The 23,843-nt window shown below is 59.2% G+C and carries 14 protein-coding genes and 1 pseudogene; 9 read left to right on the forward strand and 6 right to left on the reverse strand.

Going from position 1 to position 23,843, the window contains the following annotated elements:
- Positions 1-85 precede the first annotated feature (85 nt).
- The 4 genes from ACFY9W_RS23835 to ACFY9W_RS23850 all read left to right on the forward strand — a co-directional run bounded on the left by ACFY9W_RS23835 (position 86) and on the right by ACFY9W_RS23850 (position 11,276).
- The gene (locus ACFY9W_RS23835; RefSeq protein WP_391135575.1) at positions 86-1,912 is read left to right on the forward strand and encodes a hypothetical protein; all 1,827 of its coding nucleotides are present in this window, start codon (positions 86-88) and stop codon (positions 1,910-1,912) included.
- 87 nt (positions 1,913-1,999) lie between these two features.
- On the forward strand, positions 2,000-4,459 hold the full coding sequence (locus ACFY9W_RS23840) for a hypothetical protein (protein ID WP_391135578.1): 2,460 nt from the start codon (positions 2,000-2,002) through the stop codon (positions 4,457-4,459).
- Position 4,460: 1 nt separating this feature from the next.
- On the forward strand, positions 4,461-7,343 hold the full coding sequence (locus ACFY9W_RS23845; RefSeq protein WP_391135581.1) for a hypothetical protein: 2,883 nt from the start codon (positions 4,461-4,463) through the stop codon (positions 7,341-7,343).
- A gap of 72 nt (positions 7,344-7,415) precedes the next feature.
- On the forward strand, positions 7,416-11,276 hold the full coding sequence (locus ACFY9W_RS23850) for a sugar-binding protein (protein ID WP_391135584.1): 3,861 nt from the start codon (positions 7,416-7,418) through the stop codon (positions 11,274-11,276).
- A 54-nt stretch (positions 11,277-11,330) separates the two neighbouring features.
- On the opposite strand, the gene ACFY9W_RS23855 is transcribed toward ACFY9W_RS23850, so the two are convergent.
- The 3 genes from ACFY9W_RS23855 to ACFY9W_RS23865 form a co-directional block, all read right to left on the reverse strand.
- Positions 11,331-11,870 carry a fimbrial protein gene (locus ACFY9W_RS23855; RefSeq protein WP_391135587.1) on the reverse strand — a complete coding sequence of 180 codons (540 nt, stop codon included), beginning with the start codon at positions 11,868-11,870 and terminating at the stop codon, positions 11,331-11,333.
- A 79-nt stretch (positions 11,871-11,949) separates the two neighbouring features.
- Positions 11,950-12,675, reverse strand: coding sequence for a fimbria/pilus periplasmic chaperone (locus ACFY9W_RS23860; RefSeq protein ID WP_391135590.1), 726 nt, complete (start codon positions 12,673-12,675; stop codon positions 11,950-11,952).
- A gap of 65 nt (positions 12,676-12,740) precedes the next feature.
- Complete coding sequence (locus ACFY9W_RS23865) at positions 12,741-13,286, reverse strand: fimbrial protein (protein ID WP_391135593.1); 546 nt, start codon at positions 13,284-13,286, stop codon at positions 12,741-12,743.
- A gap of 152 nt (positions 13,287-13,438) precedes the next feature.
- Between ACFY9W_RS23865 and ACFY9W_RS23870 the strand changes: the two genes are divergently transcribed.
- Entirely contained in the window at positions 13,439-15,091 is a 1,653-nt protein-coding gene (locus tag ACFY9W_RS23870; protein ID WP_391135596.1) for a hypothetical protein, read from the forward strand.
- A 12-nt stretch (positions 15,092-15,103) separates the two neighbouring features.
- On the opposite strand, the gene ACFY9W_RS23875 is transcribed toward ACFY9W_RS23870, so the two are convergent.
- Both ACFY9W_RS23875 and ACFY9W_RS23880 read right to left on the reverse strand, forming a co-directional pair.
- Complete coding sequence (locus ACFY9W_RS23875; protein ID WP_391135598.1) at positions 15,104-15,514, reverse strand: PA2817 family protein; 411 nt, start codon at positions 15,512-15,514, stop codon at positions 15,104-15,106.
- Between the two features lie 79 nt (positions 15,515-15,593).
- Positions 15,594-18,041 (reverse strand): acyl-CoA dehydrogenase, encoded by a 2,448-nt coding sequence (locus tag ACFY9W_RS23880; RefSeq protein WP_391135601.1) that lies wholly within the window; start codon positions 18,039-18,041, stop codon positions 15,594-15,596.
- Positions 18,042-18,324: 283 nt separating this feature from the next.
- On the opposite strand from ACFY9W_RS23880, the gene ACFY9W_RS23885 reads away from it, so the two are divergent.
- The 3 genes from ACFY9W_RS23885 (at position 18,325) to ACFY9W_RS23895 (ending at position 20,788) form a co-directional block, all read left to right on the forward strand.
- Positions 18,325-18,948 (forward strand): glutathione S-transferase N-terminal domain-containing protein, encoded by a 624-nt coding sequence (locus ACFY9W_RS23885; RefSeq protein ID WP_391135604.1) that lies wholly within the window; start codon positions 18,325-18,327, stop codon positions 18,946-18,948.
- A 131-nt stretch (positions 18,949-19,079) separates the two neighbouring features.
- Positions 19,080-20,012 carry an ABC transporter ATP-binding protein gene (locus ACFY9W_RS23890; RefSeq protein ID WP_019473812.1) on the forward strand — a complete coding sequence of 311 codons (933 nt, stop codon included), beginning with the start codon at positions 19,080-19,082 and terminating at the stop codon, positions 20,010-20,012.
- On the forward strand, positions 20,009-20,788 hold the full coding sequence (locus ACFY9W_RS23895) for an ABC transporter permease (RefSeq protein WP_019098550.1): 780 nt from the start codon (positions 20,009-20,011) through the stop codon (positions 20,786-20,788). The genes ACFY9W_RS23890 and ACFY9W_RS23895 overlap by 4 nt, the downstream gene beginning before the upstream one ends.
- Before the next feature lie 9 nt (positions 20,789-20,797).
- Here the strand turns inward: ACFY9W_RS23895 and ACFY9W_RS23900 are convergent.
- Positions 20,798-21,304 (reverse strand): annotated as a pseudogene (locus ACFY9W_RS23900) (DUF2062 domain-containing protein); the annotation flags it as partial.
- Between the two features lie 141 nt (positions 21,305-21,445).
- Here ACFY9W_RS23900 and ACFY9W_RS23905 point away from each other — a divergent pair.
- Positions 21,446-23,662 (forward strand): DNA internalization-related competence protein ComEC/Rec2, encoded by a 2,217-nt coding sequence (locus tag ACFY9W_RS23905; protein WP_391135609.1) that lies wholly within the window; start codon positions 21,446-21,448, stop codon positions 23,660-23,662.
- Positions 23,663-23,843: the final 181 nt, after the last annotated feature.

The raw sequence follows: 23,843 nt of genomic DNA on the forward strand, positions 1-23,843 counted from the left end.
GTGCCACCTGTTATTTCTGCCAGTAGCCAGCCGCTGTGGTGCACCATGACACTAAGGGTATCTTCAACCCATCAGGAGTATGTTCATGATGCCCCGACGCTCAGTGGACGGCAGGGACGAGCAGTCCCAGCACAACCCCCCGCCTGAAATCCCGACGCAAACTGCGTTGGGTGAGATTGATGTCAATAACCTGAATGGCGACGATCTGGAGTTTGTAATCAAAGACGCTGACATCAAGTTTGGTCAGTACATATATCCGATCTGGCGCGGAATCGCCGCAGACGGTACGCCGTTTGATGAACTGGATGCAATGGTTGAGGTGCCCATAGACTACGACACTACAAAAACGATGACCGCCAAGGTGACCAATCGTTTTGTAGAACCTTTTGACGGTGGGTGGGCATTTTTATCCTACAAGGTTGATGATGCAGATGAGGACACGCTGGATTCAAAACGTGTCTTTTGTTACCTGGGTTTGCGCGACCGTGGTGATGGTGCCGAAACGTTGGCGGTGGCGCAGGCGCGGGAATCGCATGATCGTGTGATTGTCGCTTCAGACCTTGAGAGTGAAGGTGTGCGCCTGCTGGCGCCAAGCTACCGGGCCATGCAGGTCGGCGACAGCATCGAGCTGGTGGCGCGCAAGTTCAATGCTGCAGGGGACGAAGTTACGCCTCCGGCAACTGAGCTGCATGAGGTGACCGAGGCCAATGCCGGTGAGCCGTTGCAATGGCAAGTCGCCAAGTCACACTTCATTCGTGTGCAGGATGGCCGGGCAGAGTTTCAATACACCATTACCCTGGCCGGTAACGGCGAGCAAGTTTCATCCCCTGTGCAGGAAATGGCCGTAGCAAGGGCGGCAAGCCCGGTTGACCTGTTGTCTGAGGCTACAGTCGATGGTTTCACGGGTGCGCCGCTTGACCCGGGCATGTTCCCCGATGGCTTGATCGTTCGGGTGCCTGCATACCCGGGGGTTCAAGTGGGTGATCACGTGTTGCTGCACTGGAAAAGCCCCCGAGCGCTCGAGCCTGAAGTGCAGTTTGCACGCATGGATACGAGCAGCCTGCAAAGCGACGAGACCGTCTTCCGCATTGACGCGGCTTTGCTTGAACCGGGTGAACATCAAGTGTTCTACCAGTTTGCCCGTGCAGGGCACGCGTTGACTTCACACAGCCTGGAGGTCGCGTTCGAGACGGCACGCAACCTTGCAGCGCCAGGCATCGAGCGTGCCGAAGCGGATGAGCCTGGCACGCAAAAGCTTGCGGCGGACTACGCAATTCTTGGCGCTTATGTAACGGTACCGGATGTGCTCCTGCGCCCAGGCGAATACTTTGAGGTTCACTGGGATGGTTATGAGCATAACGGCAAGCAGGTGACCGACACACCGGAGGAGGGTAACGGCCGACGATTCAAGATCGACCCTGGTGTGGTCGCCGCGAACATGCATCAGCCTGGGCAAAATCACAGCAGGCGTTTCAAGGTGTTCTATCACATCGTCGATGATAGCGGTGTGCGCTCTGCACCTTCTGACGCGGTGGACTTGCGCGTCCAGCCGCTGGACATCTTTAACAACATCAAATGCCCACAGGCCGAGACCAGCGGCGAACTTTGGCGGAGCAAACTCACGCCCAACGGTGCAATGCTTGAAGTTTCCGGGAGGCTGCTCTGGCCTTTCGCGGCACCCGGTCAACTGTTCACGCTGGCCATTGAAGATGGCGCCGTATTACGTAATCGAGTGCCGGTCACTGCCGGCGAACACAGCGGTGGGCGCATTCAACAGTGGCTGAATGTTGCAATGTATAACGGGTTGGAAGAAGGCAGGCAGTACACCATCTCTGGGGAGATAAGTTTCGATAAGGGAGACAGTTGGCACAAAATTCTCCCGCTGCTCGTTATTCCCAAAAAGTCTAGATAAATGACTGTGCAACTGGCCGCGCTGGGTAAGTTAGCGGGCGATGTGCCGTTGCGCTGATTAATGCATGAAACATGGAGTCAACTACCAATGAACAGTAAAGAGCCTGTACGCGCTAAAGTTGTGGGCATTCAATCGCTTGATGAGTTTTTGAATAAAATGGACCAGGGGGCGCAAACCTTGAAGTGGGATGCGCTGCTGGTGTTTGACAGGGCGGCGGCGAACGCCCTGCTGACGCAAGAGTACATTGACCGTATCGACATTGAGGATGTGTTTTTCCCTACACTACCTGACGATGTGGTTGATTCAGGGAATGGTATCGAACATGTCCTGCTTGGCCTGGTGCTAGACAAGCCACGGTTGTCTTTCGAGAACGCAACTATCCAGGATTCGAAGGGCAAGTTGCAGATGCGTCTGGTAGGCGGTAAGCATCTTGAGGTAATCGAAACGTTCCGCGCTGGGGAGCCCCACAGGAGTGTATCGGCCCTGACCGTCTACAATGCTGCCACGCGCGGTATCCTGGACATGGAGATAGACCTGAAAGCCGTACAAGGCTCCGTTGATGAGAGCGGCAAGGTGTTGCTTGATTTGAAGGACGGCATGGAGCATCTGTTCAGTGGCGGGGCAACAGGGCCTGAAAAAATACGCTTGGGGTTGTACTTTAAAAAAGTATTGGACGACTGGAGTGAAGATGATGAGCGGATTACGCAATTCCCACTCAGCGAGATGGTCGTTGATAGCAATTCGCCAATAAATCCAGGCGTATTTGGTATTCGCACTCACGCGGCGCCGGGTGCTACTGTGCTCGGCACCGAGAACTTTGGTGAAGGCGCGGTGGTTGTGTTTGTTGCAATGGTAGGCAGTGAACCTGGTACGTACCCCCATGACGATACTGCAATGCTGTACATGTTGCCTGACGCGACCATTCCGTATACCAGTAACCTGTTACTTTCGAATAAATTCTTGGCTCATCAAATTCTCAAGCTGGGTTTTGATCAGCTTGACATTACGCGGGGGCGATTTGATGTAGTGGCATTGCCAGGTGAGCGATTCAAGTTGGTCGCCAATTCAAATGTTACTTTCAGTGAAGCTGTTTGTCTTAAAGCAAAAAGAGATGGGGGTGCGGGGTCTGAGTATTGGGAAACTCATTTGAAGCTAGAAAGTGTTGCGCCTAATCTTTTTTCTTCAGGTAATGAATTCGTATTTGAGCGAAGGTCGCTTGCAGCAAAGTGGACTTCTGGTGGGTTGATTGGTAAGGCTCCAGGTAGATGGTTCGGGAAGTGGGGGAATGGCTCCGATATCTTTGAAGTTTTTGCGGAGGTGGTGGCTGATGTGAAATATAAATTTGTCATTGAAGAGGTGGGTGGGGCGGCGAAGCTGGTTTTTGAATTGGATGAGTACGATTTTTCTGCGGAGTGTACGATTGATGTGCGCGGTTCTGGGTCGCGTTATGGTGCGATGGCAAAAGAAATCGAAGCTCAACTTCAGGGAAAGTTGAACGTATATTATCGAGCGCAAATCGAGAGGCTGAAGGACATCAAGTTCGAAATCGACGCTTTGCGTCTGAACAACTTGCTCTTCCGTGGTGAGAACGTCGTAGCACCGCGCGACGTGGCCCTGCCGACCGACCTGACCCTGCTGGGTAACCTGGCGCCCAAGCGCACCACGATGGTAATAAGCCCTTCGGAGCCGATCGTGGCAAGCGGTGGGATCATCGACTTCAGCGTTCCGCCTACAGGGGAAAGCGTCACCTGGGCCGTTAATAACCTCCCTGGCGAAACCGGCGACACAGGAGCGTTCAAAGACCCGTCGGTGGGACGCTATACGGCCCCCTCCGATGACGCATTGCATACAGAAGGCCAACGTCGACTGATCGTGACGGCCACCAGTGGCGAGCTGGTCAGCAGAGCACTGGTTAGCGTTGTACCAAGCCACGTCACGGTAAACCCCTGGGTGGCGGTAGTGAACGTGGGCAAATCCTTTGCGCTGTCTGCGGGAACGCCCGACGGTGCTGAACTGAAATGGGATGATCCCGAACTGGGCACCGTAGCCCCGGATACCGATCCGCTGAACCCCGAGGGTTACAAGTACACCGCACCGGCAACCCTGCCTAAGCGTGAAACATCAGACCCGAATCACTACAGGGTGCTGCGCCTGGACGAGGTCACCGTTCAACCAGCGGCGGGAGGCGATTCTGCGAGAATCGACATGCTGGTCGTTGGTGCCAAGAACCCCAATTACTGGATGGAGCCAGAACCCAGGAGCGATGGCACCGTCGCGCTTCCGTTCTACAGGCTTAACCTCGATATGGAAAAGGTCAAGGTTCCCGAGCCAATCGAATGGACTGTGCTTCGCGGCAGTGGCTCCGTCGACCAGGCTACCCAAGTCTATACCCCTGGCGCGGATGAGGACGACCAGTACGTAATCATATCGGCCTACCAAGTCAACGACGATACCGCCGACAGGCACGACTACGTCATCTTGCCACTGCCGTTCGTGCCCGTACGCCGTTACGCCGATATCCTCAACCGCGCCAACAAGGAGGTGTGAGATGGAACGTAAGGCTAGTTTGCCGGAAAACCAGGAAACCTCGGTACGCTTCGGTTGGGGTGGCATGCTTGCCCTGGACCGCCGCCTCCTTGACCTTGTGCTTCGTGAACAGTACCTCGACGCACTCGGTAACTTCGGTGCGATGGACCCTATCCACCTGGAGGCCTACCTTGATGGGGGCGAGCGAGCCAGCGTTTCGCTGCAAGGGCTGGTACTGGGTGCGCCGCAGGTCAGCTTCGAGCGTGCAACAGGGTTCGGCACGGCCCTGACACTGCGGATGAATATCATCGCCGGGGAATACATGCGGGTAGTACAGCTTCCTGGCGCCCCCAAGCGCGTCGTGGAGAGCTTTACCCTTACCGAAGCCATGGGCTATCGGGTCGAAGCGCCGCTGGAGTTGCGGCTCGGCCGGCCCAAAGGTAGCCGGTTCACCCTGCTGGAGCTGGACCTTGCCAGCGCGGACAAGTTCTCCACCAACCTTGGGCCAACCGAGGATGCCCGGGAAATGCTTGGCCGGCGGTTGCAGGAATCGATCAGCTACATGCGGGCTTACCAGCACACCTATTCCCTGGGCCGTTTCGTCATGGACGATTACTACCCGCTGAGCCCGGAACAGTTCATGGTGCGTACGATGGTCGCGCCATGGGGTCAAAGCAAAGGCAGCCCTCGGTACGGGGATGGTGCGGTGCTGGTCTTCATGAAACTGGGGATCGACTTGCGCCCGGGCGGGCAGCCAACCCCTGGCACCGACTTACCTTATCCTATTGCCGAAGGTGCGAGCGGTCTGCCGGGTACGCTGATCCTCGTACCGGATATCGAGGAGCTGAAGGCGGGGCAAACGATGGATGTGCTGCGTACTTTCAGCCTGCCCGGTGGCCATGAGTTCGTGACGCGGGCAGCAAGCCCAGGTGTGGATCTTGTCCTGACCGGAATCTGGCAAAAAACAACGGGCGCGGTGACGGTCGAGCCCGCCTTCGCGAATGTGATACCTGGCCAGTCCATCGCGTTCGCTGCTGATGGCGCAGCGGGCCAGGTGTTGTGGTCAGCTACCAACCTGAAGCGCCCAGCGGCGGTTGGCACATTCAACGGCGCCAGCTACAGCGCAAGCCCGGCAGCCAGTTTTGTCGAGGACCAGCAGATGGTGCTGGTAACCGCCACTGCGTCTGAAGCCGGTGACCCGGTGCGTAGCCACGCGTTGGTAGTGGAAAGTGCCCGTGCGGTGCAAGTAGCACCGCGGGTTGCCACATGGGTGCAAGGTGAAGCCCCGATCGAACTCCGCGCCTCCAGTGTCGACGGCGGTAGCCTGCAGTGGAGCCTGGTCGAGGCGGTACTTCTGTCGGAGGGCGATCATCGGGTGCAAACGCTCGATCAGCCGATAGGTGAGCTTGACGACAAGGGTGACGGTCGGGCGATTTTCACGCCCCATCCGCCTGGCGGCGACCGCGATTTCTTCAAGGTCCAGCGGATCCGTTGCACCAACCGGCTGACCGGGGATAGCGCCGAAGGCGCGGTGGTGGTGATCCGCTGGCATGCGGGCCTGAATGTGGTTCCGTTCCATGTGGCGCAGGCCCTGTCGGTTCAGCCTACAAGGTTCACGGTAGTGTCTGAAGACTTCAAGCAAGACCTTGGTCGCGCTGTGACCTGGACTGTAAATGGGGAAGGTGAGTTCCAGGGTGACCTATACATTCCCCCGGAAAGTCCGCAATTGCCGGTTGCGGTTGTGACTGCGTTTGACGGCTTTGAGAGCACCGGCTACGCCATCGTCGAGTTCAGCGAAAGCCGGCAGGGAACAGCTGGTCTGTTGTCATGGGAAGCGATAAACACTTTCGAGCTTAAAGCCCTCGGTGCACCCCAGTGCTACGCCAATGGTTGGCAGCAAGTCGCAGTCGAGGTGACTGTTGCTGCTGCCGATGATCACAATGGTCAACCGGTCGAAATCTCCGACGCCGATATGGCCACGTTGAAGTTCTTGAATGCCGATAGCAATAACGATCTGCCTTTCCTCGCCCCGCTGGAGGAAGCCTTGGCTGCCGGAGATGGTGACGAGGAAGACTGGGCGGTCAACAGGGATGCAAACAACATCCAGCGTCAACCTGCAGTGCAGGCTGGGGGTAGCGCGCCTTTGCAGGCCAGAAATCGCCGATTTTACCTGCATTCCCGTAAGCCGGGGATGATCCGGGTGATTGCGTCGATACAGAACACCTTGACAGGAAAAGTGGTTACGTCTGAACGCACCGGCGAAAAAGGTAAACTGGAATTGCACGGGCAGGACATCCCGTCCTTTACCCAGGAGCTGTACTCCTTCAAGCGTACGCGTGTGGCGGGGGATACGTCACCGTCCGAGGGTGATGAGTTCGCTTACGTCGACACCAGTACCGATAACTGGTTGCTTGAGCACGTGCTCAGAGAGGGCAAGGTGACCAAGTTTGCCCGGCTGTTTATCAATGATACCGATATCAAATCGGGTGTGCGTTGGTCGTGGCAGCCCGGATCGTCCACGCCCCCTATCAAAGACGATGATTTTGTCAGCTTTACCGGGTTCTCTTTCGAGTCGAATAATGGCCAGATCAGGGACGAATTGTTGTTCGACGGTCTCCTCTACCGCATGGCCAGGAATCGGGGATACACATTGCCGAGCCAAGTGCAGGGTGCGAAGCCGGGTGCCGGGCAGTTGATGATCACCCTGGAGCGGGATTCAGGGTTTGTTCTGTCGAGTGGCCTCGAAGATCCGGGTTATCGCCGGGCACTTGAAAAGGACCTGGAGTTCACCCTGCTGGATGTGGAGGGTAACACACATCCGTTGAAGTTTAGTTTTGCCGTCACGGCGGATGAAGAGAGGCAGGGCATTACCCATCGCGATGTCCTGAAACTCTCGATTCGTTAAACAACGGCTCACCTCAGTGCGCCTGTGCACTGAGGTGAGATGCGACACAATCTCCTTCGGATGATAAATAATATGGCTATTGAAACCGTACTTCACTCCAATGCATTCAATGCGTCCGGTTTTGTGCAGAACACAGTCGATCCGCGCACTGGCCAGTATGCGCTGAGTATCAATCTGCCCTCCCTCGTGGGTAACTATCAAGTTGGACCAGAACTGCCGATTCGCCTGGTGTTCAATCCATTCAGCGACAAGAACGCCGGCTTTGGCCAAGGTTGGTATATCGACCTTACCCAATACGTGCCGACCACACGCATGTTGCGGCTGCATACCGGCGAAAGTTTCAAGGTGACCGGGTCTGGCGATGAGCCAGTCATCAAGGAAAGAAAGCTCGAAAGTTTTCGCTTTTTCGATGAAATTGTAGATGGCAAGAAGCAGTATCGTGTGGTTCACAAATCCCACATGGAAGAAGTCCTGAGCGAGTACGGGACCGGGGTCAATAAGGTGGCATTGCCTTCAGAGGTCCGCGCGGCATCGGGCCATCGTATCCTGTTGAAGTATGACAATAACCAAAGGCTGGAGCAGATTGTCGACGGCACGGGCCTGGTATTGCTGGAAATCAGCTATGGCAGCACGGTAATCCTCAAGCTGCACCCCCATGCCAATGATGGCAAGCCGGTCGCAGAGTACAAGCTCAGCCTGGCCGGTGAGGAGTTGCGCCAAGTTGACTTGCCGGGTGAAGCAGGTGGCAACTGGCGTTTTGAATACACCACCGCCAATGGGCTTACTTGCCTGGCCAAGGTATCGACCCCCTACGGCAGTGTGGAAGATATCCGCTATGGGGAGAATGGCGATACCGGCCACCTGCTGCCAGGGGGGGGGACGCGCGTAGCGATACCGCGGGTAACCTCTCATACCGTCAACCCTGGCGCAGGCCAGCCGTCGATGAAAACCACCTACACCTATACCATCTTGTATAAGGGTACTCAGGCCCCGCGCAACTTTGTAGGTAATGGCAGCGGTGTCAGCTGGCGTGACGATGGCGAAGACAACCTCTATCGCGCCGGGTCCGATTACCTGTATGCCAGTATGGCTCACCAATGGGGCAAGGGCGCGGATGGCAAGGACCAGGTGTTGCGCACCACCGAGCGCACTTACAACCGTTTTCACTTGCAGGTGAATGAGGTTGTTGTGCAGGGCAAGAACCAAGTCGCCAGCAGCACAACGTATCACGGCAATACGGCGACTGAATTCGACAATCAGCCGAGCAACTTCCAGCTACCGCTGGAGCAAGGCAGCACATGGTCAGTGCAGGGGGAGGCCTCTCGGGTACGCGAGGAGCCTGCCACCAGAACCGAGTATGACCTGCATGGCAATTTGATTGCTCAGACCTTGCCCACCGGGCAGCGTACCGTTATCGAGTATTACCCTGCCGAGGATGATCCGGAGGGTTTCGTGCGCAACCAGAAGAGCGTGACGGAATACCCTGCGGCGGGTGGCGACGAGCCTGCACCTGTATTGCGTCGGCACTTCGAGTACGAAAAGCTCCCTCGGGTGGGGTACCCGGGGGCCTCGGCCAAACTGCCCGCGTCCGAGTGGTTGGTGCTGACAAAGGAGAGCCTGTTTGAAGTGGTTGGTGAGGTGGAGCAGCCGCCGTTGCAGGTCACTACCACCCGCCCGAACGATGATGCCACCGACCTGCTGCGCCATGGGCGCCCGTTGCTGCAAACCTTGCTCATGGGCGGTAAAAGCACCAACACCGGTTTTACTTACAACACGGAAGACCTTGGTGGGCACCCTGTGCTGGTGACCGAGCAGCAGGTGACTGGTTTCGATCATGGCGAGATCGACCCGGTTACTGGCCTGCCGCGCAATGTTTGCAAGGTGATTACGCTTAAGCATTCGATACTCATTGGCGAGCCCGTTCTGAATCGCGATGACAACGATGTTGAAATCGAGTACGCCTACGACGCTCTGCGCCGTGTGATTCGGGAAACGGTGTCGCCCAATGACGACAAGTACAAGGCGTCCCGCACCTACGAGTACGGGCTTGTGAGCGAGGCTGGTGGCCAGGCCTCGCAAAGTCGAGTGGACGTCAAGGGGGTTGCTGTCCGCTCGTACATCGATGGTCTGGGGCGAGTGGCCAGGGAGGAGCGTCATGATGCCGATGTCGACGGTGGGGATGCCCTTCTGCGTCAGGTCTTCCGCCCGCGTAATGCATTTACCTATGATGAGCTTGGCCAGTTGACCGAAGCAGTCGAATACGATTGGAAGGGCGCCGAGCAAATGCCGCTGGCGACCCGCTATGACTACGACGACTGGGGGCAGCAGCGTTGCGAGATCGGTCCGGATGGTGTCAAGCGGTTCCAGGAGCAAGACCTGATCGGGTCCAACCCTTTCGGTTCGGACCCCAAAGGCAACTTGCCTACCCAGACCGTGTGGAGTGAGTCTGCCGATGGAACGCTGAGCCTGGGCAAGACCACCACCTGGCTGAATTTGTTTGAGCAACCTGCCTTGGTTCGGCGATTCGACCTGGCGAACAAGCTGTATGCCAAACATGAGTATTTCTATGACGGGCTGGGGCGAAATGTGCGCGAAATCGATGCACGCGACACCATTACCCGCTCTAGCCATGATGTATTCGGCCGTCTGGTGGACCAGACCCTGGCAGACAGGTCCGTGGTGCATCGCGACTATGCTGTGCACAGCAGTGAAGACTTGCCGATCAGCATCAGCATCAAACTCAGCGTCGGGGGCATCGTGCTGGGTGAGCAGGTTTTCGACGGCCTGAACCGAATGATTACCTCCGTTACCGGGGGGCGGGTTCGCCACATGCAGTACGAGCCTGGCCAGACCAAACCAAGCAAAGTGAAGACGGCCGCCGGCAATGTCATCGAGTACCAGTACCTTCCGCAGTTGGGTGAGGAACCTCAAGTGCGGCGTATTCCGGGTAGGCAGGCGGACTATGAATTCGACCCGCATAACGCGCGGCTCACCTGGTGCAAAGAGGAGGGCGAGGAACTCACCCGGGCCTATTTCAGCACCGGCGAGATCAAGCAGGAAACCCGTACGATCGGGAACGAGACCTGGTCCATGGAATATGGCACCAGTCTGCTGGGGCGCCAGTTGTTCTACAAAGATGTGCTCGGTCAGACGCAGACGTATGATTACTACGCCAGTGGCCTGTTGGAGCAGACTGCGCTGGGGACTACCAGTAGCCGGTTCTTCTACGATGGGCTGAGCAATACCCAGTGCATTCTCACGCTCGATGGTACGCAAGGGTTGGCCACGGAGCTTGAATATGACCACCAGGGGCGGGAATGCCTGCGCAGGTTCGTGTTCCTGAATACCGTGGTCGAGGCACCGATCGAAGGTTTCCAGTTTGCCAATGATAGTGTGCAGGCACTGGTGGACACAGCAGGGCTGCTGGTACAGGGGGTACAGGAACTGGAGCAGGAATACAGCCAGCTTGACCAGATCACGTCCAAACGCCTGTCCGAGAATGGTAGTGTCTTGCGTGACGAGACCTACAAATATGACCGGCGTGGTCGCCTCGAGGAGTATGCCTGTGAGGGATTGCTTTCCCACAGCCCGAAAGACCCGGCTGGAAAGACCATTCGTCAGCAGTACTTCGAGTTTGATGCGCTCGATAATATCACCTGGGTACTCACCGACTTCGAAGAAGAGGACGGTAGTAAAGGCTCGAACGAGGCCAGCTACCTGTTTGAAAATGACGACCCCGCCCAACTGACAGGTGTGAAAAACACTCATGCTGACTATGCCGACTTCACGCTGGAATATGACGAGGACGGCAACATGAGTGTGGATGACAAGGGCAAGGTGTTGACGTACGACGCCCTGGGGCGGCTGAGCAGCTACGATGGTAGCGGTTACAGCTACGACCCTTTGGACAGGCTGTCAGGCCAGGAGGGATGAAGCACATGCAATGAAGATCGGGCCGTGAGGCCCGATTTTTTTTGCGATGCTTACTTACGGTATGTCCACCCTGAACTGCACATCACTGTTAGCGGAACCAGCGGTTACCTGTGTAGCGATTGCTTTGTAAGCAGCAGAAAACAACATGTCGGTAGGTTTGCTGTCATGCAGGGGGTACTGCTTGGAGGCGATCCCGTTGTCTACGGGCGTACCCACATTGTCCTTGATGATCAAGGCCAACCCCGTGGCGCCACCTGGCTCCAAAGCGTACAGGGTGCCGCTGGCGCCGGCGCCGCCGTAATTTCCGGTAAAGGTTACGCTGGCATTGGCACCGGGGACTAGTATGCAGCCTCTACCGGGGGTAAGGCGCAAACCAAAGGCGCGGTTTGCAGCCTCATCATCTGGCTGCTTGAACTGGGCAGCGCTCACGTTGCCCATGTAGATTCTGCTGGCGGGCAGGCCGGTCGAAGGGTCGATGACTTCAATTGCACAGGTCCCGCTGTGGACCTGGCCAAAGAAGCTGATCGAACCCGTGTTTGCAAGCGCTTGTTGGCTGACCATGGCAAGTCCAATGGCAACGACTAAGGGCTTCATAAAAAGTGTCCTGTTAAAGGTAAGTAGCAATAGCAAACGAGCCCGTAGGGGCTCGATCGGATGTGACGCTGGGGCGGGCTCAGGGCTGGCTCGACAGTGCTTTTTGCATCGGCGGGGTAGCGACCCCGTAGTCATTGATGGTGGTAAAGGTCAACTGCAAGCCATTGAGCGTTTTGATCTGGGCCAGTTCATATACCTGCAGGCCAAATGGCGGCGCCATGGCCATTGCCTGGATCGCTTCCGTTCTACCAGCAGCGCTGACTTCCAGGCGGCCGAACGTGTAATGGTAGGGCGTTGGGTTGTGTACCACGAGTTCGACACGCCCAGGGCCTTGGCGCACGGACCACTTCAGCTCGCCAATGCGGTCCGCGGGCCGGTCTTTCAATTCTTTGGGGCGATAGAAAAGCTTCAGGCGCGTACGCAGTGCAACATTGAGTACGTTGACATCCTCCGGCGTTGCTTCGGGGATCTCCTGAACATTCAGGTAGAACAGCGTTTCCCGATCCTCGGGCAACTTATTGGGCAGGCGGCTGATCTGCACCATTTGCTCTTTGCCGGGGTCCAGGCGGAATAACCCGGGCGAGGTTGCCAGGGGGACGGCTGTATCGGTGTCGTCCTTTGCGGTGTTGACCCAGCTTTGCACCGCGTAGGGGCGGGGGCTGGGGTTGGCGATCACTACGGAGGTGCTGCGTTTGTCGCTGTCGAACACGATTCGCGTGGTATTGACGGTCAGCGCTGCCTGAGCAGTTTGCATCATGCCCGCGAGGCAAATACCCAAGGCAAGGCGGCGCAGGTGAATCTTCATCTGGCGATACCTTTTGAATGGAATGAGGAAACCTCAGGCGGCGTCAGCTCGCCTGAGGTGCTTTCTCACGGGATGTCGACAAGAAACTGCACATCGGTATTGGCTGTACCGGGGGTGACGGCGGCCCCAATGGACTTATAGGCCGCAGAGAAAATCATGGTGGTGGGGTTGACGTTATCCAGTGGGTAATCTTTGGAAGGCGTGGCGTTGTCTATCTGTGTGCCGGCATTGTCCTTGATGATCAAGGCCAGGTCGTTTGCCCCACCTGGCTCCAGTGCATACAGCGCACCACCTGTACCTGCGCCGCCATAGGCGGCAGTGAAGGTCACCTTGGCACTGCTGCCGGGGGTGACGACGCAACCACCACCTGGGGTGACACGCATGCCGAAGGCGCGCGACGCAGCTTCATCGCCTATGGCCGCGAACTGCGAAACGCTGACGTTGCCCATGTTGATACGGGCTACCGGCAGGCCGGTCGACGGGTCGATGATTTCGATCGGGCAAGTGCCGGCGTGCACCTGGCCGTAGAAGTTGATCGAACCGGTATTGGCGAATGCTGCATTGCTGGCAAGGCCAAGCAGGATGGCAAGCGGGATAAGCTTCTTCTTCATGTTGAACTCCACTGTGGAACAGTTGTAGGCAGGGTATTTCGGCCTATGGATTTCTGCCGAACAACTGGACGGCAGGTGAAGAAAAGATTAGGTCGTCAGGTAATAATCGCATGTAGGAAAATACTGATAAGTGTTTGGTAAAATCCTAATGCATGATTCTGCTTCAAGAGTGGGTCGTTTCTTCACGCCCGGCAACTGGCAAAAATGCCAGTGTTCAACGCGGCCTGGTTATGGGCAAATCAGTGCTTTGTTGGTGGGAGAGTGAAGTCATGAGTACGGAGAAAAAGAAAGAAAGCAATGAGCCTGCGGGAACAGAAGTTTTGGACGCATCGGCAGCCGCAGAGGGTTCGGTGTTGCTCGTCATTGGCTATAACGATGTATCGCAGCTGAACAGCTTATGGGCCGAGCGCTATGCACGCAGTGGTCATGATGTAGGCGAGGGTGAGTTGGTGGTTGCCGAACGCGAGATGAACAGAACGACTTGGGAGCTTAGCCTGGTGAATCTGGGCTACCCAAAGTTGCAGTTCGATACGTCAGGGCAAAAATTGAAACTGTACAAGAACCTGCTGACCGACCTGCGGCTGGCGTTGAGTAAACCCAATGGCATGAATGCACGCCAGGCTGTGAAAATCGAGCAGTCGGACGCCAGCGTTGGCAAGGTGCTTGAGGTCACCCTTAACCTTGACAGCAGCCATCTGGAGTACCACAAAGGAGAAGGCAGTGAGGTTCGGGTGCACTGGGCGCAACCTGCTACTTACGTAATTGAAAATGACCGATTGAGTGCCGACCGTTTCAAGCAGCACTACGAGCCGTTGAAACGAATGAAGGTCGCAACCTTGTCAGGGCCAAGGTCTGTTTTTCTTGGCGACGTGTGGGTTTATTTCAACTATGACGATTCGCAGATACGGCCCCAGGTTTTCAACCAGCCTGCTCAGGGATCTGCCCAATCAGATCCAATTCAGGCGCCAGCATACGTAGATTCGGCAGTCGGTTTTCATATCGTGGCATTCCCGATCACCTTGACCCAAGTGCCGCCATTGGATAAAGACTGGGTAGTTGGCCTGTACGCGCCCAGCAAGTCAATGAAGTGGACGGTGGGAGGGTACACGCCTCCGATGGTATACTACGTCGGTGGGTACGTTCTTTCTGACTCTGCGACGGAACAAACCAAGGCCACTACCCAGGCACAGCCACTGCAGTGCTCTCCCCTGATCAGTTTTTGCGATGGTGGAGGCAAGCTGGAAGAGCTCCAGCTGATGCCAGCAGGGGCGCAGGCAACCTGGGGTGCGGAAGGCACACTGCGTGGCGAGCTGCTGCTGCAGGACGGCAAGCACCACTACAAGCCGCCGCAAAAAATGAAACCGGCAGTGCGTTTCAATGAAGGCGGGGACACGTTCATACCTGCCGCCTATCGCGCGTCGCTGGCTACCCCGACCGCCACAGATATCATCAAGGTAACTGCAGGGGGGCAAGCGGCCTATGCTACGTTTGTGATTCGCTGGGTACACCCGACGCACTTTATCCGGGTTGCCAGGCACGTCGGCGGCCTCAAGCTTTCACTGTTTTACCTCAACCTCGATCAAGAGGAAAAAGCGGTTGCAGACTCGCGGGTATCCTGGCAGGTAGTTGCGGGCAATGGCTCGGTTGCTTCAGGCGTTTTCAAGCCGGCCGCAAACAACCCGAGCCCTTACTCTGTCGTCATGGGGGTGGACACGTCCAGCCTGGATGAATGGCGCTGGGGGCTGACGATCATTGCGATGCCGATGCTCGATATCGACACGCTGGTCGATTACTACTCGCGTTGAGCTATGCCCCGGTCAGTGGCGGGTCGAAGGCGGTGTCTGGGCCAGCAGCTGCTTTTCCTGGTGCCAGTCGAACGGCTCGTCATTGCGCTCGGCTTCGTAGCGACGCTCCTCGAGTTGCTGGTAAAGGTCCAGCTCTTCGTCAGGCATGTAATGCAGGCAGTCACCACCGAAGAACCACAGCAAATCGCGGGGTACCAGGTGAGCGATCTGTGGGTAGCGCTGGATCACCTGACAGGTCAGGTCCTGGCCCAGATACTGGCTTTGCAGTGGGTCCTGCGGCAGCAGGGTCAGCAGTTCGTCGAAGCGCTCCAGGAACAGGGCGTGGCTTTCCTCCGGTACCTGCTCGGCGTCACCCAGGGCCACCAGGATGGTGCGCAGGTGGTTCAGCAGTTGCAGGTGGTATTGCAGGTGGGGGGTGGCCATGGGGATGGTCCTCGGGGTGGTTGAAACGGGCGCGGAGTATACGCCGGTAGGGAGGGGGCCGCAAAACGGCCCCCTTGTTTCAGCGTACCTTGCCGTGCTCGGGCAGCAATTGCGCTTTGTTGAAGGCGTCCACATCAATCACGGCCCTGCGGGCTTTTTCGGCCTCGTGCAGCTTCAGGCCTTCACCTGGTTGAAGCGCACCGGCCTGCACTGCGGCATCGATTGCCGACACCCCTGTTGCCGGCAGTACCTTGCCTTCCTTGATCGCCTGATGCAGCGCCTCGTGCAAGGGTGCTGCTTCCTCCAGCAAGTCGCAGGCCCGTTGCAGTGCCGCCACTGGATCTCCATCGGTTTGTGGCCTGAAGCAACCGGCAAGCAACTCCTCCAGCGCTGGGTCGCCTTTGCTACGCCCAATCAGCGCTGCTACCTCGGCGTCCAGTTCATCGCTTGGGCCGGTATGACGACGGCCGAACGGGAACACCAGCACGCGCAGGGCGCAGCCGATGAAGCGGTTGGGGAAATTGTCCAGCAACCGGTCGAGGGCCTTTTCCGCCTGGCCCAGGCTTTCTTCCATGGCCCAGCGCAGCAGAGGCTGCATGTGCTTCGCTGAACCGAGGTCGTGGTAGCGCTTGAGCGCGGCGCTGGACAGGTACAGGTAGCTCAGCACGTCGCCCAGCCGCGCGCTCAGGCGTTCGCGGCGTTTGAGCGCGCCGCCCAGTAGCATCATCGACAGGTCGGCCAGCAGGGCAAAGGCTGATGCCTGGCGGTTGAGGGCGCGGAAGTAGACTTGGCTCAAGGCATCACCCGGCACATTCTCCAGTCGGCCCAGCCCAAGGTTGAACACCAGTGTGCTCGCCGCGTTGCCGGCAGCGAACATGATGTGCTTCATCAGCAGGTCGTCGAATTCCTTCAGCGCCTGGTCGTGGTCTGCACGGCCAGCCAAGGCCATTTCCTTGAGCACGAACGGGTGGCAGCGGATGGCACCCTGGCCGAAGATCATCAGGTTGCGCGAGAGGATGTTGGCGCCTTCGACGGTGATGAATATCGGCGCCCCTTGCCAGTTGCGCCCCAGGTAATTGTTCGGGCCCATGATGATGCCCTTGCCACCGTGCACGTCCATGGCGTGCTGAATGCATTCGCGGCCGCGCTCGGTGAGGTGGTACTTGAGAATCGCAGACAGCACCGAAGGTTTCTCGCCCAGGTCCACGGCCTTGGCGGTCAGCAGGCGGGCGCTGTCCATCAGCCAGGCATTGCCGCCGATGCGTGCCAGCGATTCCTGGATGCCTTCGAAGGCTGCCAGTGGCACGTTGAATTGCTCGCGGATGTTGGCGTACTGGCCGGTGACCAGGCTGGTGTATTTGGCGGCCCCGGTGCCTACGGCGGGCAGGGAGATCGAGCGGCCCACCGACAGGCAGTTCATCAGCATCATCCAGCCTTTGCCGAGCATGGCGTGGCCGCCTATCAGGAAGTCCAGTGGCACGAATACGTCCTTGCCACTGTTGGGGCCGTTCATGAAGGCAGCGCCCAGCGGCAGGTGGCGCTTGCCGATTTCCACACCGGGCGTGTCTGTGGGGATCAGCGCCAGACTGATGCCCAGTTCTTCCTCTTCACCCAGCAGGTGGTCAGGGTCGTAAGCCTTGAACGCCAGGCCCAGCAGGGTGGCGACCGGGCCGAGGGTGATGTAGCGCTTTTCCCAGTTCAGGCGCAGGCCGATAACTTCTTCACCGTTCCATTGGCCTTTGCAAATGATGCCGGTGTCTGGCATGGCACCTGCGTCGGAGCCGGCCAGCGGGCCGGTGAGGGCGAAGCAGGGGATTTCCTCGCCACGGGCCAAGCGTGGCAGGTAGTGGTTGCGTTGTTCGTCGGTGCCGTAATGCAGCAGTAATTCTGCCGGGCCCAGGGAGTTCGGCACCATCACCGTGGACGCCAGGTCGCCGCTGCGGGTGGCCAGTTTCATCGCCACCTGGGAGTGGGCGTAGGCAGAGAAGCCCTTGCCGCCGTATTCCTTGGGGATGATCAGGGCGAAGAAGCCGTTCTGCTTGATGTACGCCCAGGCTTCGGGCGGCAGATCGAGGTCCTGGCCGATCTGCCAGTCGCTTACCATGGCGCAGAGTTCTTCAGTGGGGCCATCGATGAAGGCCTGTTCCTCTTCGGTGAGTTTCGGCGCCGGGTAGTCGAGCAGGATGCGCCAGTCGGGGCGGCCGCTGAACAGCTCACCATCCCACCAGACGGTGCCGGCTTCGATGGCTTCGCGCTCGGTCTGTGACATCGGCGGCAGGGTACGCTGGAACCAGTTGAATACTGGCCCGGTGAAGACCTTGCGGCGCCATTCCGGTAGCGCCACCAGGGCTATTTTCAGCGCCAATACGATCCAGATCAGGGCCAGCAGCCAGCCGGGGGCGCTGCTGAAAATGCCCATCAGCAGTACGTAGGCCGCCATGATGCCGAGAATCTGCAAGGGCGCCAGGCGCCGGTGCGTGAGGTAAGCCGCGCCGATCACCAGCACTATCAACCACAACAGCAACATAATCGGTCCTCCTTGGAACCAAGGGCTTGAGCCGTCCCGGATAGCTTAGACGCAACGCTGTGAACGGCAGGGTCAGAACAGTGACAGGGTGTGGCGGTGGGAGTTTCAGGATATTTTCAGCCTGTGCCGGCCTCTTCGCGGGCACGCCCGCTCCCACAGGGATGTCACAGGGTTCGAGACTGGTGAGGCACCTGTGGGAGCGGGCGCGCCCGCGAAGAGGCCAGTACAGGCGACAAAACTCTGGAGTAGACTGTGCAACCTCCGCATTCATAAGGACGTTGCCATGCTGAAGATCTGGGGCCGCAAGAATTCGAGCAATGTGCGCAAGGCGCTGTGGGTCGCCCACGAACTGGGCCTGGACTTCGAGTCCATCGACGCCGGTGGCGCCTTCGGCGTGGTCAACGAGCCGCACTACCGCGCCCGCAACCCCAATGGCTTGGTACCGATGCTTGAAGACGGAGACCTGACACTGTGGGAGTCCAACACCATCGTCCGCTACCTGTGCGCCGAGTACGGCACAGAGCAGGGCTGGTATCTGGAAGACCCGCGCCAGCGCGCCTTGGCCGACAAGTGGATGGACTGGACCACCTCGTCGTTCGCCGCACCGTTCCGCCCGCTGTTCTGGGGCCTGCTGCGCACCCCGGAAGACCAGCGCGACTGGGTGGCAATCAATGCCGCGCACAAACAGTGCGCCCAGTTGCTGGCCATCGCCGACGAAACCCTGGCCAAACAGCCTTACCTTTCCGGTGACCAGATCGGCATGGGCGACATCCCACTGGGTAGCTTCATCTACGCCTGGTTCGAAATGCCCATCGAGCGCCCGGCGATGTATCACCTTGAAGCCTGGTATGAGCGGTTGAAAGCGCGCCCGGCCTATCAGGCTGCGGTGATGACCGCGCTCACCTGAGCCTTCTTCGATAGTCATTATCAATAGATGTGACTGTACTTGTGCGGCCTGGCCTTGCACCATGGCCGCACTCACTGCGCCAGTGATCTGCCCTGGCGTGTCCTGACCTTTCACTCGGTACGTGACCCGCTATGAGTTCTGCCCTGTCCATTCGACAGCTGACCAAAACCTACGGCAATGGTTTCCAGGCCCTCAAAGGGATCGATCTGGACGTTGCCGAAGGCGACTTCTTCGCCTTGCTCGGCCCTAACGGCGCCGGCAAGTCCACCACCATCGGCATCCTCTCTACCCTGGTAAACAAGACCAGCGGCACGGTCAATGTGTTTGGCCACGACCTGGACCGCGAGCCTTCGGCGCTCAAGCGCTGCCTGGGCGTGGTGCCGCAGGAATTCAACTTCAACCAGTTCGAGAAAACCTTCGACATCGTCGTGACCCAGGCCGGCTACTACGGCATTCCGCCCAAGCTGGCCAAGGAGCGCGCCGAGCAGTACCTGACGCAGTTGGGCCTGTGGGACAAGCGTGATGTGCAGTCGCGTTCGCTTTCTGGCGGCATGAAACGCCGCTTGATGATCGCCCGTGCGCTGATCCACGAGCCACGCTTGCTCATCCTCGACGAGCCCACCGCCGGCGTGGACATCGAGCTGCGCCGTTCGATGTGGAGCTTCCTCACCGAGCTGAACCAGAAGGGCATCACCATCATCCTCACCACCCACTACCTGGAAGAGGCTGAGCAGCTGTGCCGTAACATCGGCATCATCGACCACGGCACCATCGTCGAAAACACCAGCATGCGCCAGCTGCTGGGCAAGCTGCATGTCGAAACCTTCGTGCTCGACATCAAGCAGGACCTGGCCAGTGCGCCGGTACTGCAAGGCTACCCGTGCCGGCTGCTGACCCCGCACACCCTTGAGGTGCAAGTGGAAAAGGATATCGGTATTACCGCGCTGTTCGGCCAGCTGGCGCTGCAGAACATCGAGGTGCAGAGCCTGCGCAACAAGACCAACCGACTCGAGGAGCTGTTCGTGTCCCTGGTGGAAAAAAACCTGTCGAAGGTGGCCGTATGAGTGTGGAACTGCGCACCAACTGGGTCGCCCTTAACACCATCGTCTACCGCGAAGTACGGCGCTTTCTGCGCATCTGGCCGCAGACCCTGCTGCCGCCAGCCATCACCATGGTTCTGTACTTCGTCATCTTCGGTAACCTGATCGGCCGGCAGATCGGCGACATGGGTGGTTTCACCTACATGCAGTACATCGTGCCGGGGCTGATCATGATGTCGGTGATCACCAACTCCTACGGCAACGTGGTGTCGAGCTTCTTCGGCAGCAAGTTCCAGCGCTCGATCGAAGAGCTGATGGTGTCGCCGGTATCGCCGCACACCATTCTGGTCGGCTATGTGCTGGGCGGTGTGTTGCGCGGGTTGGCGGTGGGGGTGATCGTGACCATCCTGTCGATGTTCTTTACCGACCTTCAGGTGCATCACTTGGGTGTGACGGTGGTCGTGGTGCTGCTGACTGCCACCATTTTCTCGCTGCTGGGCTTCGTCAACGCGGTGTTTGCGCGCAACTTCGACGATATTTCGATCATTCCCACCTTCGTGCTGACGCCGCTGACCTACCTGGGCGGGGTGTTCTACTCGATCAACCTGCTGCCGCCGTTCTGGCAGACCGTGTCGCTGGCCAACCCGGTGCTACACATGGTCAACTCGTTCCGCTACGGCATCCTAGGGGTGTCGGACATCAGCATCGGCACGGCGATTACCTTCATGCTGGTCGCCACCGCGGTGCTCTATGGTGTGTGTGTTCGCCTGTTGGTCAGCGGCCGCGGCATGCGGGCCTGAGGCCTTGCAACGGCATTGGCGGCGGCGCCATTGCCGGCCCACCCACCAGCGCCAGTAGAGCATGGTGGCAAAGTAGCCCGCTATTCCCAGTACCACGCCGCACACCACCGAGCCGAGCAGGAAGGGCTGCCACAGCGTCGACAGCTGGTCGGTGATCCACTGGAAGGTCAGTTCGTCGGGCAGGGTGCGTGGCGGCACCTGCATCAGCCAGGCGCCGGTCATGTAGGTGACGAAGAACACCGGCGGCATGGTCAGCGGGTTGGTCAGCCACACCAGGCTGACGGCGATTGGCAGGTTGCCGCGTACCGGAATCGCCAGCGCGGCCGCCAGTAGCATTTGTGCCGGCATCGGGATCAGCGCCGCGAACAGGCCCACGCCCATGGCCCGCGCCACCGAATGGCGGTTCAGGTGCCACAGGTTCGGGTCGTGCAGCAACTTGCCGAAAAAGCGTAAGGACTTGTGTTCCCGAATGCTGGTCGGGTCCGGCATGTAGCGTTTGAAAAGTCGGCGCGGCATGTAGGCTCCCGGAGCGTTGATCGGGGCAGTATGCCCTGATTCGGGTTCAGCCTCGTTTAGAGTTTGTGACAATTGTTGAGCAAGCTTTGCCGATAATTGGGCTATGCCTCAGAGGTGATTTCGCTTCTGGAGCTCTACCTCATGCGCACAGGGATGTTTGCGCTCGCACTCGGGCTGTTGTGCCTGGGTTTTCTCCCCACATTGCCATCGGTCGGATGGCTGGTGCTGCTGGCTGGCTGCGCCGTCGGTAGCCTGTTTACCCGGTTGTGGCCGCTGGGCATTTTTTTGCTGGGTTTGTGCTGGGCGTGCTGGTCTGCACAAGGGGCGCTGGATGATCGCCTTGCTCCCGCACTTGATGGCCGCACGTTGTGGCTGGAGGGGCGGGTGGTCGGCTTGCCGGTCCGAACTGCACAAGGTGTGCGCTTCGAGTTGGAGGCAGCGCACTCGCGGCGCGCCGGGCTGCCACAACGCCTGCAACTGAGCTGGTTCGACGGGCCGCCAGTGCGGGCGGGTGAACAGTGGCGGCTGGCGGTGACTTTGCAGCGCCCGGCCGGGCTGCTGAACCCGCATGGGCCGGATCGGGAGGCGCAGTTGCTGGCGCGGCGGGTGGGCGGCACAGGTTCGGTCAAGGCTGGGCAAATGCTGGTGCCGGTTGTTGGTGGCTTGCGTGACAGCATGCGTCAACGCTTGCTGGCTGTAGAGGCCCACGGCCGGGAGGCAGCACTGGTTGCGTTGGTGCTCGGCGACGGCGCTGGCCTGGCCCGGGAGGACTGGCAGGTACTACAGGCCACCGGCACGGTGCACCTGCTGGTGATTTCCGGGCAGCACATCGGCCTGGTGGCCGGTTTGCTGTATGGCCTGATAGCCGGGCTGGCACGCTGGGGGCTGTGGCCCGCCCGGTTGCCGTGGCTGCCTTGGGCGTGTGGCCTGGCCATGGCGGCGGCGCTGGCCTATGGCTGGCTTGCCGGTGCGGGTGTGCCGGTGCAACGCGCCTGCCTGATGCTGGCGGTGGTGCTGCTGTGGCGCCTTCGCTTTCGCCATCTTGGGGCTTTTCTACCGTTGCTGTTGGCGCTGGTTGCCGTGCTGCTGGTCGAGCCGCTGGCGGCACTGCTACCCGGGTTCTGGCTGTCGTTTGGCGCCGTGGCCACGCTTATCTACTGTTTCGCTGCCCGCCTGGGTGGCTGGCGGCCCTGGCAAGCCTGGACGCGCGCGCAATGGGTGATTGCCATCGGTTTGCTGCCGGTGCTGCTGGCCGTGGGCTTGCCGGTGAGCCTGACTGCGCCACTGGCCAACCTGGTGGCGGTACCGTGGATCAGCCTGGCGGTGTTGCCATTGGCGTTGCTGGGTACGTTGCTGCTGCCGCTGGGCGGGGCTGGGGAACTGGTGTTGTGGCTGGCAGGTGGCTTGTTGGATGTGCTGTTCCAGGGCTTGGCGCTGGTGGCTCAGCAACGGCCGGCGTGGGTGCCGGCGGCCTTGCCATTATGGGCATGGTTGCTGGTCTGCCTGGGCGCATTGCTGTTGCTGCTGCCCCGTGGCGTACCGCTGCGAGGGTTGGGTGGGGTGATGCTGCTAGCCCTGTGGGCCCCCCGGGAAGCGGTACCGTTCGGGCAGGTCGAGGTCTGGCAGCTGGATGTCGGCCAAGGCTTGGCGGTGCTGTTGCGCACTCGGCATCACAATGTGCTGTACGACGCCGGGCCGGCCAGAGGTGAAATCGACCTTGGGGAGCGGGTGGTGCTGCCGACCTTGCGCAAGTTGGGGGTGGGTAGCCTGGATGTGCTGCTGGTCAGTCATGCCCATGCTGATCATGCCGGCGGTGCTGCGGCCATACAGCGTGGTTTGCCAGTCGGTCGGGTGATCGGAGGCGAAGCACTGGACGATGTTGAGCTGCAACATTGTGCCAGCGGCGAGCAATGGGAATGGGATGGCGTGCGTTTTTCGCTGTGGCACTGGGCGGGTGGGCAGAGTAGCAATGACCGCTCCTGTGTGCTGCTGGTCGAGGCGCAGGGTGAGCGGTTGCTGTTGGCGGGTGATATTGAAGCCGGGGCCGAACGGGCCTGGCTGGCGGCAACCGGTTCCCCCCGGATTGACTGGTTGCAGTCACCTCACCATGGCAGCCGTAGTTCGTCCAGCGAGGCGTTCATCGGCGCCACGGTGCCGCGCGGGGTGCTGGTGTCGCGTGGGCGTAATAACAGCTTTGGGCACCCGCATGCGCAGGTGGTCGAGCGTTATGGGCGGCACGGGGTGAAGATGCATGACACGGCTGTGGAGGGTGCATTGCGGCTGGTGTTGGGTGGGCAGGGGGAGGTTGAGGGTATGCGCGGGCAGCGGCGATTCTGGCGGGATGTCGTGGGTGGCTGACCTGGCCCTTTCGCGGGCTCGCCCGCTCCCACAGGTATTGCACTGAACCTGAGGCCGGTGCAGTACCTGTGGGAGCGGGCGAGCCCGCGAAAGGGCCGGCGCAGGTTGCAGGCCAATTCCCTGACCTCCGGCAGATGAGCCCTTGGCGCGCCTATGGTAGAGTGGCGGCCTTTTTCCGAAG

The organism is Pseudomonas sp. NPDC008258 (assembly GCF_042956345.1).
Classification (GTDB): Bacteria; Pseudomonadota; Gammaproteobacteria; order Pseudomonadales; family Pseudomonadaceae; genus Aquipseudomonas.